Genomic DNA, 13210 nt, shown 5'->3' with positions numbered 1-13210 from the left:
GGCAGATCGACTCGACCCCAAGCTGCTGGCGGTGCTGGTCGATGAAGGCCTTCAGGACTTGATGCGGCGGTCGAGCTCCGCCTGGGCGAAAAACGCGCTGGCCAGTTTCAGAATCTCGTTGGCTTTGCGTAGCTCGCGCACCTCCCGCTCCAGGTCCTTGATGCGCTGCGCCTCCGCCGTGGAGACGCCATCGCGCTGGCCGGAGTCGACCTCGTGCTGCTTCACCCAAGCGTGCAAGGTCTGCGGAACGCAGCCAATCTTGTCGGCAAAGGACTCGATGGCGGCCCACTGCGATGGGTGCTCTGCGCGGTGCTCCAGCACCATACGCACCGCGCGCTCGCGCACCTCAGGCGAAAACTTCGGGGACTTCTTCATGGCTCCATTCTCCAGAGTTGGAGCCTCCTCGAAATCCGGGGCGATTCAGTTACACGAACGTCGTGGCCGCCCTCCTTTAGAAGCTCGGCGATGTACTCTGACTTTCCGGGAGATGGGCGTAGGACGGTGAGTTCGCGGAAGCCCTGAAGGTCCTTTGGAAGGTCGCGAATCTTGGAGAGGAAGTCCTCGAAGATCTGACGGATGATGATGTTCTGCATCAGCACCAGTAGCAGCTGCGGCTGCGGCGCTTCAACGCGCCAAAGCTCATACTTGACCCGCCGTTGTCCCGAGAAATCCTGCCCAGCCCACAATGGAGTGCGTCTCTTGTATAGGCTGGCGAGCAGGTCGTCTGTCCGCGTGAAGGAGTAACTACCACCTTCGTCCGCAGCACCTTCGTCGGAGGTGACCTTTGTGGACGGCGACTGCTCAGATGCGTGACCGGCGATCGCCTCCAGCTCCCGCTTCAGTTCCTCCAGGGAAGCGTTGTAGGCACCAGCGGAAGTGAAATCGAAGTACAGCGATGCTTTGAGGTAGTGCGGCAGATCTGCCGTTGCTTCGCGCTTGATAGCCAGAATAGGCGTTCGAGATTTCGATCCACTTTCAGAGAAATGGCGCTCTGCCGCCATCGCGGTCTCCCTGCCAACGCCGCCCACGCGAGTGTTCGCCTTATCGGTGTATTTCTGGGTAATGATGGCTAGCACGGCATCGCTTTCGTATATGCCCGCTTCCATGAACTGATTGCGGTCGACGCGATGATTCATGCCGCGCTGGTCGTATGTGACGTCCAGATCCTTGACCTGTTCCTGCAAGTCATCAGCAAGCTGCTGTACCCACTGCTTGTGCTCGACAGAATCCCAACTGTATGAAATGAATACCCGCATTAGCCCTCCCAAATACTCCTTGTTACCTCGGAGGATACATCGCTGATCCAGTACAAGAATCAGGGTGCTCCTGGCTAGACTGGGCGAACTGTTTCTGAGACATCGGACTGCCGCGGGGTGTTGGCTTCCGCTGACGTTGAACGACTGCTCTGCCGGGCCTCGACATCAGCTAGACATAGGAACGCACCCGCTGCACTGCGGTCATCCAAGACTGAAAACACCCCTCACGGCTCCACCCACAACTCCCGCCTCCCCACCGGCGTCTTCGCCGGCAGCAGCGGATTGCTCAGCTGAATGACGCGGCGCTTTGACGTGAGGTGAGCGCGCAGCTGGGCGCCGTAGAACTCGGCGTGCAGGCGTTGCAGGCTGCCGTTGCGCACGGCGGCGTCGAGGCCGCGTTCGAGTTCGGCGGCCAGCGCGGGTTGGGACGGGGACACAAAGAGGTAGGCGGCGGCGGGGTAGTGCAGCAGCAGATCGGGCACCAGGGCCACCGGTTCCTGCCGGGGGCTCGCCAGCTGGCTGGTCAGCTCGGCGTCGATCTCGAGGATGGAACGCGGGAAATAGTCGAAACGGCGGCCGGCGAGCATGCGGTAGAGCACGTCGGGGCCGCTGCCGGTTTCGACCTTGAGGCCGTTGGCGCGCAGGATCTGCGTGTCGGGCCAGTCGATGCCCTGGCCGGCGGTCTTGCGGCGCAGATCGTCCAGCGTGCGCACTTCTTGCCATTGCGCCAGCTCGCGTTGGCGCACCACCAGCATGCGCCAGCCCATCAGGCCGCTGGCCTCGCGCTCGGCGTCGGTCACGGTCCAGAGCAGATCGAACAGGTCCCGGCCGCGCGCCAGTTCGGCCAGGCTGCGCTTCTGCGCAATCTCCATATGCACCGGCTCCACCCGCGCCGCCACGCCAGCTTGTTTCATCGCCAGCTCGATCACGCGAGACACATAGCGGCGCTGCGGGTCGTCGAAGCGGCTGTGATAAGGCAGGCGGATCACCCGCGCGGCCTGGCCCGAAGACGCTGCGCCCGAGGCCCAGGCGCTAGCTCCAGCAAGCCATGCCGCGGCAGGCAGGGCCAGGCAGTGGCGGCGGCCCGCCCGCCAGCGCGTGGCGGATGGCGGGTCGGCCATGGGGCTTGTTGGGGCGCTGAGGACGGCGGCGCGCTCGTTTGAAGCGGTAGGCGGCACAGGGTGGGCAGAGGCGAAAGTGCTGCCACTGTAGCTGAGCGGGCCGGCCCCGGGGCGGCCGGCTCCGGCATCAGTTGGGCGCCGGGCGCCTTGCAGCGGCTGGCGCGCTCAGCGGCCCAGCAATTCCTTCAGCAGGGCCTGGGCGTCGTAGACCTTGTCCAGCGTTTCGGCGATGGCGCCGGCGTGCACGGCCACGGTGCGGTTCAGCCGTGGGTCGTAGGCGAAGGCGCCGCCGATCGAGTGGATATTGCCGTCAAACACCAGGCCCACCACTTCGCCCCGCGCATTGACCATCGGGCTGCCGGAGTTGCCGCCGATGATGTCGTTGCTGCTGGAGAGGTTGAAGGGCTGGGCCGGGTTCAGGCGGCTACGGGCATTGAGCCAGCTGGCCGGCAGCGCGAAGGGCTCGGCGCCGGTGGCGCGCTCGAAAGTGCCGCCCAGCGTGGTGAAGGGCGGCACGGCCTGCTCGCCTTCCTGCCAGCCTTCAACGCGGCCGTAGGAGAGGCGCAGCGTGAAGGTGGCGTCGGGGTAGACGCTGTCGCCCTTCATCGCGAAGCGGGCCTGGGCGATCAGTTCGGCGTTCTTCTGCACCACCGCATCAAGCTCGCGCTCGACGCGCTTGCGCAGCGCGCGGGCTTCGTCGTCCAGGCTCAGGGCGAGCTGGATGAAGGGGTCCTGGCTTTGCCGCACGGCCGCTTCGCCGCCGTTCCAGAGTTGGCGGCGCAGTGCCACATCGGCGAGCTTGCTGCCGTCAATCCATTGCGCGGCAAGTTGATCGGGCGACTGCTTGCCGAGCACGCGCTTGACCAGCGGCGCATCGGCGCCGAGCAGCTCGCGCATCTTCTCCAGCGAGAAGCCGAGCTTGATCTTTTCGAATTCCGGGTAGATCGGTGCGGCCGAGAACAGCTCGGCTTCCAGCGTGGGCAGGCCGGCCTCGGCAAACTCGGGCAGGCGCTGCTCATTGGGCTTGCTGCGCTCCACCGCGCCGCGCACCAGGGTGCGGGCGATCTGGAACAGCTGGCTGTTGAAGGCCTTGCCGTGGGCGAGCTGATCGTCCAGCGTGCGCAGCGGCTCGTAACGGGCCAGCGCCTGTTCGATGGCGGCCCAGGCCTGGCCGTGTGTCTTGGCGAGTGCGGGCCGGCTGGCCACAAAGCGGCGCAGCGCGGCTTCCTCGGCCTGCTTGGCGGCGAAGAGCTGCGGGTCGTTCAGCGCATCGAGTTCACCCTTGTAGACCTTGAAGCCGTTCTCCAGATAGAACAGCTCGCTATTTGCCATGCGGGCCTGTTCGGTGCCGCTGCGGCTGTACTGCGCCAGGCGGCCGCGGTATTCGGCCATGTTCAACAGTCGAGCGGGAATGGCGTGGTTGCGTAGCGCCTGCAACTGGGCGACGGTGAGGCTGCGCTGGGTCGCACCGGGGTGGCCGGTCACGTACACAGCCTCGCCGGCAGCGGCGCCTTCGCGCCTGAAGGGCAGATAGTCCTTGACCACGGCGGGCTGGCCGTTTTCGTAGACGCGGATCAGCGCCATGTCGAGGTCATAGCGCGGGAAGTTGAAGTTGTCGGGGTCGCCGCCGAAGTTGGCGATGGCCTGCTCGGGCGCGAAGGCCAGGCGCACGTCCTGGAAGCGGTGGTACTGGTAAAGCTTGTACTGGCCGCCACGGTAGAGGTCGACCACATCGCAGCGCTGCGTCTTGCTGTCGCTGCCCACGCAGTCGGCGGCCAGCTTTGCCTTGATCGCGTTGAAGGCATTGCTGAAGGCTTCGCCTGACAAGCCCTTGGTGGCGGCGCGCACTTGGGGCGTTACGTCGGTGATGGATTCCAGCCGGTTCACCTCCATCGCCGGGCAGTTGGCTTCCTCGGCTCGGTTCTTGGCCAGAAAGCCGTCGCGCAGGCGATCCTGGCTGGCGGTCGACAGCTGCTCGACGCATTCGGCCACGCAGTGGTGGTTGGTCAGCACCAGGCCCTCGGGCGACACAAAGGAGGCCGAGCAGCCGCCGGCAATGCGTGCCGAGCCGCGCATCAGCTTGGTGAGCAGGGCGGCGTCGGGCGCCGTGCCAAGTTCCTTGCGCATCTGCGCCAGCGGCGGGTGGTCCAGCGTCCACATGCCTTCGGCGGCGAATACCAGGGTGGGGCTCAGCAAGAGGGCGAGCAGCAGCGGTTGGCGCTTCATCGTGGGGTACTCCAAGAAAACAGAGGCAGCGGGCTTGTGGCCGCGGATTGTGGGGGCGGGCCGAGGGGGTGACCGAAGCCATGTGGCGCTTTTCCCCAGCCCTCAGGGCAAATCCGGATGGGCCGGCCATTTATCGTGATGGCGGTCGATTCATGCGCTTGATTCGGCTATTCGCCGACGCAAGCTGCAAAGCGAGTGGCGGCCTGACTATCGTGGCGGCCATTCGCAAATTCACTTGCGAGCGATATCAACACCGGAGTCTCTTTCATGTCTCGTTCTCTGCTTCCCACGGTTCTCACTTCCGCTCTGCTGGCCGCCGCCCAGGGGCCGGCGCACGCCGCCGCCGACGCTGCCCCCGAGGCCAAGCCGGCTCAGGCTGCCCGCCAGGTCGTCACCCGCGCCGACCAGCTGCCGCGCCGCAACTACCAGCTGCCGGCCCTGCCCAGCGAACTGTTTGCCGCACCGCTGGAGGCCTTGCGCCCGCTGGGCGCGCAGCTGGAGGCCGATATCCGAGCCGATCTGCAGGCCTTTGACATCCAGGACGCCGCGACGCTGCGCGACAGCTACAGCGCGCTGGCCGCACTGGCCCAGCTGCGCGGCGACTGGGCCGCCGTGCCGGCGCTGACCGCCAAGGCTCGCGCATTGCAGGAGAAGGCCGGCGGCAAGCTGACCAGCGGCGTGTTGACCGATCTGCTGGCCGAGCAGCAGGCCGAGCATCGCGATGCCGCCTGGCTGGGCGCCGAGGCCCGCCGCCGCTACGGTGCCATGCCCTGGGCCGATGTGCAGGACAACCTCAAGAGCAGCAAGGGCGGCCTGGAGACCTACAACGCCGAGCTGGTGCTGGGCGTGATGAAGGCACAGCTCGATGCGGCCGCCAGCAACGGCAATATGCATGTGCCCAACAGCCTGTTGACGATGCTCATCAGTGCCCGGGTGCAGAAGGAGCTGCTGCCGCCGAACAAGAGCGCCATCGTGGCCGCGCTGCAGTCGGTGATCGATGCCAACAGCCAGGCCGCCGCCAAGGCCGATATCTGGACGCCGCGCACCTTCGCGATTCCCGCCGATGCCAAGGCCACGCCGGTGGTGGTGGCGGTGTGGGATTCGGGCGTGGACCTCGCCCTGTTCAAGCCGGCCGCCGGCCGCGGCCTGGCCTTTGACGAGCAGGGCCAGCCGGCCAAGGACTTGCTGCGCCCGCTGGGCGAGGCCGAGGGCCGCTGGCCGCAGCTGCGCAGCCTGATCAAGGGTGCGATGGACCAGCGCGCCGCGCTGGACACCAGCGATTCGCAGCGCTTTCGCAGCACCATGGCCGGGCTGAAGGCTGATCAGGTCAAGGGCTTCAGCGAAGACATGGGCTTGACCGGCCTCTATGTGCACGGCACCCATGTGGCCGGCATCGCGGTAGACGGCAATCCCTTTGCCCAGGTCTATGCCGGCACCATGCTGTGGTCGGCCAAGACCGAGCCGGCCGAGCCCAGCGAAGCCCGCGCACAGGCGATGGCCGCGGCCTACAAGGCGATGGTCGAGGGCTTCAAGACGGCCAAGGTGCGCGTCGTCAATATGAGCTGGCGCTATGGGCCCAGCGCCTACGAAGGCGCACTGGCCTTCCACAACCTTGGCGGCACGCCGGAGCAGCGCAAGCAGGAGGCGCTGCGCCTGTTCAAGATCGAGCGCGATGCGCTGAAGGCGGCCATCGCCGGCGCGCCGGACATCCTGTTCGTGGCCGGCGCCGGCAACGAGGACAACAGCGCCGACTTCGAGGAATACATTCCCGCCGGTCTGGAGCTGCCCAATCTGATCACCGCCGGTGCGGTCGACCAGGCCGGCCAGGAGGCCAGCTTCTCGACCTTTGGCAAGACGGTGGTCGTGCATGCCAATGGCTTCGAGGTCGACAGCGTGGTGCCTGGCGGCGTGCGCATGAAGTTGAGCGGTACCAGCATGGCCAGCCCGCAGGTGGCCAATCTGGCGGCGAAACTGATCGCGCTGAAGCCCACGCTGACGGCGGCGCAGGTGAAAGCGCTGATCCTGCAGGGCGCCGAACGGCAGAACGGCGCCGATGGCAAGCCGGGCCGGGTGAATCTGATCAACCCGCGCAAATCGGCCGCGCTGGCCGGCATCAGGCTCTGAACGGGCGCCGCAGTCGGCCGGCCAGGGCGGTGATGCCCAGCAAGGCCAGGGCGGCACTGCCAGGCTCGGGCACGGCACTGATCCAGCCGTAGCCCTGGCCCGATGCCACAGAGACCACGCTGGCGCCGGCCGGGACGAGCAGGTGCAACTGGCCACCCAGGCCCGCGCTGTTGAAGTCCAGGCTGTCACCAGCGCCGGGCGCACCAACGGTCTTGTCGCCCAGCAGCGTGCTCCCCGTTGCCTCCAGTGCCGCATAGGCGCCGAACCAGTAGGCGCAGACGTTGAGGCTGAGCGAACAGGCCGGATCGATCAGCTGGCCGCTCAGGCTGAGCGTTTGGCCGCTGAGGCTGTGGGTGAAGCTGTCCAGCCTTTGCTGTCCGGACGCATAGCCGCCCGGCGTGGCCAGCACATTGTTCAGGCGCAAAGTGCTGAGCAGGCCCAGCGTGCTGTCATTGGGCAGATCCAGCAGGCTGCCGCTCAGGCTGAGCTGCAGCTGCACCGTCAGCGGTGTTGGCGTACCGCCGGCATAGGGCATGCGCAGTTCCAGAACGTCGCCCATTTCGACGCTGGTGCTGAATACAGTGAAGGCGCTGCGCTGGGCAGCGTCGGCCTCGGTGATGAGAGCCGCGCTGCTGCTGCCCGCCAGACCAAGATGACCGCTGCCGACATCGGCCGAGGTGCTGGCCTGGGCCGGCAGCGGCAGTGGCGGCGCACCGGGGGCGGGTGGCACCGCCACAGCCAGCGCCAGCTGGCTGTTCAGCGTGTAGCTGCCCAGCAGTTCGACGTCCAAGGCATAGGCCGAGGGCCACAGCGGGATCGATTGGGGCACGCCGTCTTGCCAGGCGCTGCCGCTCAACACGGGCGGCGGCACATCGGCCATGCCGGTCAGCCCGACGACGGTTCGGCTGCCCAGTTGCGCCGCTTGGGCGAGGCCGCACAGGCTGAGGCCAAGCGCGGCCAGGTGACTCGACGCGCGGTGGTGGCGCGGCAGCAGGCAGAGGCTGGCTGGCATATCGACCTCGACGAAGTGGCTGGGACGCTCGAGCATAGGCAGCCGCGGCCGCGACGGCCACCCCAAAGCCGTGGGAATTTGTTGCGCTCAGCCGCCCTGGCGGCGCAGCTGTACGCATTCCAGCTCGGCCGCCAGCCTTGGCGCCAGCGCTTCCAGCAGGGTCTGCAGGGCGGCCGGCTCAGCGAGCGGGCGCTCGTCCATCAGCGCCAGCACGCCCAGCACCTCGCCCTGGCTGCTGGGCAGCGGCACGCCCAGATAGGCGTCCAGCCCGCGTTCGGCGGGGTAGTGCAGCGACACGTCGCAGGGGATGCTGACCACCTCGCCCAGCATCACGCCGCGGCAGGGCGTGCGTTCATGGTCATAGAAGTAGGGCTGCTGCAGGTTGTCGCGATCGGCCATCGCCAGCACATGGGCTTGCGGCAGCTGCCGTTCGGCGACAAAGGCCAGGCGCACACCGAGTTCGCGGGTCAGCGCCAGCACGGCGGCGACCAGGGCGCGTTCGCCGCGAAAGCGTTGCAGCGCCTGGCTGAGTTTGCTGAGATGACGCTCGAAACCTTGGTCGATGGCGTTCATGGCGGGCCCCTGCTGCGATGGCGCCATCGAGTGTATGTCGCGCCGAGCTGGCCGCGGCCGGCCTCAATCCAGCGGCTGCGTCTGCGGCGTGCGCTGGAAGGCCTTGGCGTCAAAGCCCAGCGTGGTGGCGCGGTCGAGCAGGGCCTGCAGCTGGGCTTCGTCCATCTGCGGCGTGCGCGACAGCACCCAGGCATAGCGGCGCTTGGGCTCGCCGATCAGCACCTGCTGGTAGGCGTCGTCGAGCGCCAGCACCCAGTAGTCGCCATAAAAGGGCCAGAAGAAGCTGACGCGCAGCCGCGCATTGCCGCTGCCCTCGACCACCTTGGCATGGCCGGCCGTGCGGTCGATGCGGCCATCGGCCAGGCGGCAGCGGTTGACGACCTCGACCCGCTCGCCATCCAGCCGGTAGCGTGCCTGGGTGTCCGCCACGCACTGCTTCTGGAAGCGGTTGGGCAGCAGCGCAATCTCGTACCAGGCGCCGGCGTAGCGGGCCAGGTCCACGGTGGCGACGGTGGGCAGCGGTGCCGGTTCGGCGGCGTGGGCGGGCGGGGCCGTGCTCAACAGCTGGGCCAGGGTCAGGCAGAAGGAAGCGAGGCGCATCGGCTGGGGTCAGGTCTTGAGCCCGTGGGGGCAGGGCCCAAAACCATAGCAGCGCTGCGGTGTCACTGCGTCTTGGAGGGGCATGTGTTGACGCCGAGGATGCTGTAGGCCGGGCAGGTGCGCAGAATGCCGGTCAGCAGCGGCACGATGCCGATATAGCCCCAGGGGCCGACGGTGCCGGTGGCGGCCAGCGCGATCAGGGCGAGGCCGGCGACGATGCGCAGCACGCGGTCGGTGCTGCCTACATTGAGCTTGAACATGGTGGTGAGCGGCGTGAGCCGGGTTGCTGCCCAGGAGCGGGCGATGGGCTCACTGTGGCAGCCGCGATGCCGCCGGTCTGTGACCTGGGTCACACAGCGTGGCGATCAGGCCACCGTCGGGCTGGCAAGGGCACGCAGCGCGGCGGGGTCGAGCACGTCGATCCGTTCACGGCCCAGGCGCAGCCAGCCTTCGCGCTCAAAGCGCTTGAGCAGCCGGGTGACGATCTCGCGCACGGTGCCGAGTTCGTCGGCCAGGGCCTGGTGGGTGGTTTGCAGCGTCTGGCCATGGCCCAGCAGCGCGGCGGCCAGGCGCTGGTCCAGCCGCTGGAAGGCGACGGCCTCGGCCAACGCCATCAGCTCGGCCAGCCGGTCGGCGAACAAGCCGAAGACGTAGCGGCGAAATCCCGGCTCGGCGGTCCAGGCGGCAAAACCCTGCGGCGACAGCATCACGATCTCGCAGGCCTGGGTGCTCTGGCCATGGGCGGACAGCGCCGCCTGACCGAACAGGCAGGAGGTTGAGGCCACGCACAGCTCGCCGGGCACCACCCGGTACAGCTCCAACGAGCGGCCATTGGGTGCGCCGCGCGCCACGCGCACCTCACCACTCAGCAGCATGGGGAAGCCCTGGCAGGGCTGCTGCTCCTCGAACAGCAGGGTGGCAAGCGGTACCTGAAAGACTTGCGCTTCGCTGCCGAGCACCTGTTCGCGCAGCGGCGCCGGCAGCGCGGCGACGGCCGGGTAGGTCTGCAGCAGGCGATCGATTTGTTCGGGTGTGGGGGCGCTCATCAAAGGTGCGCTGGGCGACGCGCTTCCTCAGGAACAAAGGAGTTTCAGTCTAAATGCCAAAACCCTATAATGCGCGGTTTCCCGGATCAGGGCCTTGGCCTTGGCCGGAAGGCAATGACGGTGGCGAAGGTGCCCACCATCCCGGCCAGGTCCTGAACGATCAGCTGAATGATCACTTCAGCGATCAGGGCGCCGAGTCCATAGAAGGCTTGCGCGGCGGGGAGGGGTGGAGCGATCGAGGGAAGCGCGCTGTCTGCCTCCCTATTCCTCAATCAACCGCCAGCCGGCGCTGCGGTGGCCGAGAGGCTGCCCAGGCGCTTTGCCCATGTCCGCTCCGTCCCAAAGACTGCTCCATATCGACACGCTGAAAGCCCTCGCGGCCCAGCTGATCGTGCTGCACCATTTGTCGGTTTACGGTCCGATCTCGGACGCCGTCCACGCCAGCCTGCCCGGCTTGATCGACGCGCTGTTCCAGTACGGCCGCATGGCGGTGCAGGTGTTTCTGGTCGTTGGCGGCTATCTGAGCGCCCGCGCACTGTCGGCCCGTGGCGGCCTGCTGAGCGGTTCGCCGGCCGAGTTGCTGTGGCGCCGCTATCTGCGTCTGGTGCTGCCCTTCATGGCGGCGATTGCGCTGAGCCTGGCCAGCGCCGCCCTGGTGGCGCCCTGGCTGCCCGAGTTTGAACCCAGCCTGCCCAGCCTGGGTGCGCTGCTCTCGCACGCGCTGCTGCTGCACGGCGTGCTGGGCCAGGAATCGCTGACGGTGGGCGCCTGGTACGTGGCGATCGACTTCCAGCTCTTCGCCTGCCTGCTGGGCCTGCTCTGGCTGGCGCGCCGCGCCAGTGGGCTGCCGCGCACCTGGCGCATGGTGCTGGGCCCGGTGCTGGTGCTGCTGCTGTGCACGGCCTCGATGTTCTTCTTCAACCACAACGCCGAATGGCAAGACCTGGCCCCGTACTTCTTCGGTGCTTACGGACTGGGCGCGATGGTGCATTGGATGGGGCTGTCGCGCCGGCCGCGGCTGGGCCTGGCGCTGCTGCTGGCCTTGGGTGCGCTGGCGCTGCTGCTGGGCTGGCGTGAACGGCTGGCGTTGGCACTGCTGACGGCGGCGCTGCTGGGCGTGTGGCAGTGGCAGGGCGGCGCGATCCGCTCATCCGCCACGGCCGTGCTGGCCCGGCTGGTGGCCCATCTGGGCACCCATTCCTACTCGCTGTTCCTGGTCCACTTCCCGGTCTGCCTGATGGTCAATGCCTGGTTTGCCCAGCATGCGCCGATGCCGGCCTGGGCCAGCGTGATGGCGCTGTTGGCGGCCTGGCTGCTGAGCAATATGGCCGCGCAGCCCTTCCATCGCTGGATCGAAGCGCCGAGCAGCCGCCTGCGTTTCAACCCGCTGGCCTGGCTGGCGCCCCAGGGCTCCCCCACCCGCTGAGTGTTTTGCCCCGGCCGTGCTGGGGCAGATGCCCCGATGCCTGGGGCATATCGCACGGCGCGCCGCCCCGGACGGTGCGCACAACTTCTTCCCGTCTCTGAAAACCCCCGGTCGATCAAGCACTTGCACTTGATCGCCGGCCGGCCGGCGCGCCGGGCATGCAAGCTGCATCAGCCATCGAGGCATGTCGCCCCCAGCGGGCGGCTTGTTTCCCTCACTCGCTGTTTGGAGTTGCTGATGGACAAGATCGATTTCCGCCGCTTTGTTTCCGCCGGCCAGGCCCGACTTGCCCGCGGGCCACGCCTGGCCGCCCTCAGCGTGGCCCTCAGCCTGGCCTTTGCCGGCAGCGCCGCGCAGGCCCAAGCGGTGGTGATGGCCGGCTCGTACTCGAATTTCGATGTGCTGAACAACACCGGTGGCGAGACCCATGGCTTCGAGATGGAGGTCTGGGGGGTGTCGAAATCGCAGCTGACGCGGATCTTCCCGTCCAACTTCAATGCCGGCGTGATTCGCTATGGCTTTGGCACGGCCACCGATTTTCCCGGCGGCGTCTATGTGCGCTGGATCGCGCCCTGGGATCCGGTCACGCAGCGCTTCGCCACCGCCACGCCGGTGCCGGCCTCGCTGAACGCGGTGCCCGGCGATTCCTGCTGGACGCTGGGCATGCCCGGCACTTATCAGACGGCCGGTTGCGAGCATTTCGGCATCAGCACCTATTACGCCAATCCGACCAAGATCCTCTATCGCTGGCTGGTCGCCGACCCGCTGAACCCCGGCATGGTCAAGCGAACTGGCGCGGATGTGTCCTTGCCGGCGCCGATCTGGGTGGCGCAGCCGCCGGCACTGCCGGGTCAGGCGCCGATTGTTGTGGCGCAGGTCGAGGCTGAGCCGCCTAGACAGCCGGCGCTGTACGGCGATGCCCAATGGGTCAAGGTCTACAAGACCGAGCATGCCCGCCGCGTCGACTTGATCGAACTGATGGGCGACAACCATGCCGTGGTGCCCGAGGCGGCTGCGCAGCTGGAGCTGGAATGGAGCCTGCTGCAGCAGGACCCGCCCGGTGGCGGCAATCAGCGCCGCCGCGGCAGGCTGGTCAACCAGGGCAATCTGGGCAATGGCAATCATGCGGTGGTGCGCCGCTACGAGCACTACAAGTACGCCGGCGCCTATGACCCGATCACCCACGAGGCGCTGTGCGCCGATGGCACCTGCACCGCGCCGGGGCCGGGCGAGCTGGGCGATGCGATCGGTGCGCAGAACGTGGCGGCCAATCTGGACGTCAATGCGCTGACCGTAGCGGTGGTCGGTGGCGGCTCGGTGTCTTCGGGCGACAAGGTCTACAGCTGCGGCAACAAGTGCTACGGCGTCTACCCGCCCGGTGCCACGGTCACGCTGACGGCCAAGCCAAATTCTGGCAGCAGCTTCTCGATGTGGAGCGGCGGCTGCGCCGGCAATGCGCCGACCTGCACGGTGCTTGTCAATGCCGAGCAGCAGGTGACGGCGACCTTTGTCAGTGCGCCGGCCGGTGGTGGCGGCGGTGGCGGTGGCGGTGGCGGTGGCGGTGGCGGTGGCGGTGGCGCGTCGAGCTACACGCTGGCGGTCGGCAAGAGCAATGGCGGCACGGTCAGCAGCAGCCCGGCCGGCATTGCCTGTGGCAACAGCTGCTCGGCCAAGTTCGCGCCGGGCACGCTGGTCACGCTGCAGGCCATGGCGCTGGCCGGACAGAGCTTCCTTGGCTGGAGTGGCGCCTGCAGCGGCAGCAAGCCGGTCTGCACCGTCGTGATGACGGCCGACACCAAGGCGCAGGCCGGCTTCAGCAAGTGAGT

Annotated in this window: 11 protein-coding genes, 1 pseudogene and 1 other annotated feature; of the genes and pseudogenes, 3 read left to right on the top strand and 9 right to left on the bottom strand. The window is 67.6% G+C overall.

Annotated elements, in window-relative coordinates:
- Positions 1-97, bottom strand: a sequence feature (AL1L pseudoknot). This feature is flagged as partial in the annotation.
- From RQP53_RS12940 to RQP53_RS12925, 4 genes and pseudogenes are all read right to left on the bottom strand, one after another.
- Positions 1-375: pseudogene (locus RQP53_RS12940) on the bottom strand (transposase); the annotation flags it as partial. It overlaps the preceding feature by 97 nt.
- Complete coding sequence (locus RQP53_RS12935) at positions 372-1256, bottom strand: TIR domain-containing protein (protein WP_315650730.1); 885 nt, start codon at positions 1254-1256, stop codon at positions 372-374. The gene RQP53_RS12935 and the pseudogene RQP53_RS12940, both read right to left, overlap by 4 nt.
- Positions 1257-1480: 224 nt before the next feature.
- Positions 1481-2377, bottom strand: a complete 897-nt coding sequence (locus tag RQP53_RS12930; protein ID WP_315650729.1) for a hypothetical protein — start codon at positions 2375-2377, stop codon at positions 1481-1483.
- 165 nt (positions 2378-2542) lie between these two features.
- A complete protein-coding gene (locus tag RQP53_RS12925; protein WP_315650728.1) occupies positions 2543-4603 on the bottom strand; it encodes a S46 family peptidase in 2061 nt (686 codons plus the stop codon).
- A gap of 267 nt (positions 4604-4870) precedes the next feature.
- On the opposite strand from RQP53_RS12925, the gene RQP53_RS12920 reads away from it, so the two are divergent.
- The gene (locus tag RQP53_RS12920) at positions 4871-6727 is read left to right on the top strand and encodes a S8 family serine peptidase (protein ID WP_315650727.1); all 1857 of its coding nucleotides are present in this window, start codon (positions 4871-4873) and stop codon (positions 6725-6727) included.
- Here the strand turns inward: RQP53_RS12920 and RQP53_RS12915 are convergent.
- The 5 genes from RQP53_RS12915 to RQP53_RS12895 all read right to left on the bottom strand — a co-directional run bounded on the left by RQP53_RS12915 (position 6717) and on the right by RQP53_RS12895 (position 9958).
- Complete coding sequence (locus tag RQP53_RS12915; RefSeq protein ID WP_315650726.1) at positions 6717-7775, bottom strand: hypothetical protein; 1059 nt, start codon at positions 7773-7775, stop codon at positions 6717-6719. The genes RQP53_RS12920 and RQP53_RS12915 overlap by 11 nt on opposite strands.
- Positions 7776-7826: 51 nt before the next feature.
- On the bottom strand, positions 7827-8312 hold the full coding sequence (locus RQP53_RS12910; RefSeq protein WP_315650725.1) for a GAF domain-containing protein: 486 nt from the start codon (positions 8310-8312) through the stop codon (positions 7827-7829).
- Positions 8313-8375: 63 nt separating this feature from the next.
- Positions 8376-8912 (bottom strand): lipocalin family protein, encoded by a 537-nt coding sequence (locus tag RQP53_RS12905; RefSeq protein ID WP_315650724.1) that lies wholly within the window; start codon positions 8910-8912, stop codon positions 8376-8378.
- A 62-nt stretch (positions 8913-8974) separates the two neighbouring features.
- On the bottom strand, positions 8975-9172 hold the full coding sequence (locus tag RQP53_RS12900) for a YgaP family membrane protein (protein ID WP_315650723.1): 198 nt from the start codon (positions 9170-9172) through the stop codon (positions 8975-8977).
- 105 nt (positions 9173-9277) lie between these two features.
- Complete coding sequence (locus RQP53_RS12895) at positions 9278-9958, bottom strand: Crp/Fnr family transcriptional regulator (protein ID WP_315650722.1); 681 nt, start codon at positions 9956-9958, stop codon at positions 9278-9280.
- A gap of 325 nt (positions 9959-10283) precedes the next feature.
- Here RQP53_RS12895 and RQP53_RS12890 point away from each other — a divergent pair, with 325 nt between their 5' ends.
- Complete coding sequence (locus tag RQP53_RS12890) at positions 10284-11384, top strand: acyltransferase family protein (RefSeq protein WP_315650721.1); 1101 nt, start codon at positions 10284-10286, stop codon at positions 11382-11384.
- 237 nt (positions 11385-11621) lie between these two features.
- Positions 11622-13208: an InlB B-repeat-containing protein gene (locus RQP53_RS12885; RefSeq protein ID WP_315650720.1), complete on the top strand. Its 1587-nt coding sequence runs from the start codon at positions 11622-11624 to the stop codon at positions 13206-13208.
- The last annotated feature ends 2 nt before the right edge of the window (positions 13209-13210 follow it).

Source organism: Roseateles aquae (genome assembly GCF_032337115.1).
In the GTDB taxonomy this organism is placed as follows: domain Bacteria; phylum Pseudomonadota; class Gammaproteobacteria; order Burkholderiales; family Burkholderiaceae_C; genus Roseateles_C; species Roseateles_C aquae.
Note: the sequence above shows the minus strand (reverse complement) of the source record. Positions and strands in the feature narration are given on the sequence as shown.

Coding starts and splice junctions, on each gene's coding strand:
- RQP53_RS12925 (WP_315650728.1), bottom strand. CDS start 4,603: ATGAAGCGCCAACCGCTGCTGCTCGCCCTCTTGCTGAGCCCCACCCTG.
- RQP53_RS12900 (WP_315650723.1), bottom strand. CDS start 9,172: ATGTTCAAGCTCAATGTAGGCAGCACCGACCGCGTGCTGCGCATCGTC.
- RQP53_RS12915 (WP_315650726.1), bottom strand. CDS start 7,775: ATGCTCGAGCGTCCCAGCCACTTCGTCGAGGTCGATATGCCAGCCAGC.
- RQP53_RS12935 (WP_315650730.1), bottom strand. CDS start 1,256: ATGCGGGTATTCATTTCATACAGTTGGGATTCTGTCGAGCACAAGCAG.
- RQP53_RS12885 (WP_315650720.1), top strand. CDS start 11,622: ATGGACAAGATCGATTTCCGCCGCTTTGTTTCCGCCGGCCAGGCCCGA.
- RQP53_RS12890 (WP_315650721.1), top strand. CDS start 10,284: ATGTCCGCTCCGTCCCAAAGACTGCTCCATATCGACACGCTGAAAGCC.
- RQP53_RS12910 (WP_315650725.1), bottom strand. CDS start 8,312: ATGAACGCCATCGACCAAGGTTTCGAGCGTCATCTCAGCAAACTCAGC.
- RQP53_RS12920 (WP_315650727.1), top strand. CDS start 4,871: ATGTCTCGTTCTCTGCTTCCCACGGTTCTCACTTCCGCTCTGCTGGCC.
- RQP53_RS12895 (WP_315650722.1), bottom strand. CDS start 9,958: ATGAGCGCCCCCACACCCGAACAAATCGATCGCCTGCTGCAGACCTAC.
- RQP53_RS12930 (WP_315650729.1), bottom strand. CDS start 2,377: ATGGCCGACCCGCCATCCGCCACGCGCTGGCGGGCGGGCCGCCGCCAC.
- RQP53_RS12905 (WP_315650724.1), bottom strand. CDS start 8,912: ATGCGCCTCGCTTCCTTCTGCCTGACCCTGGCCCAGCTGTTGAGCACG.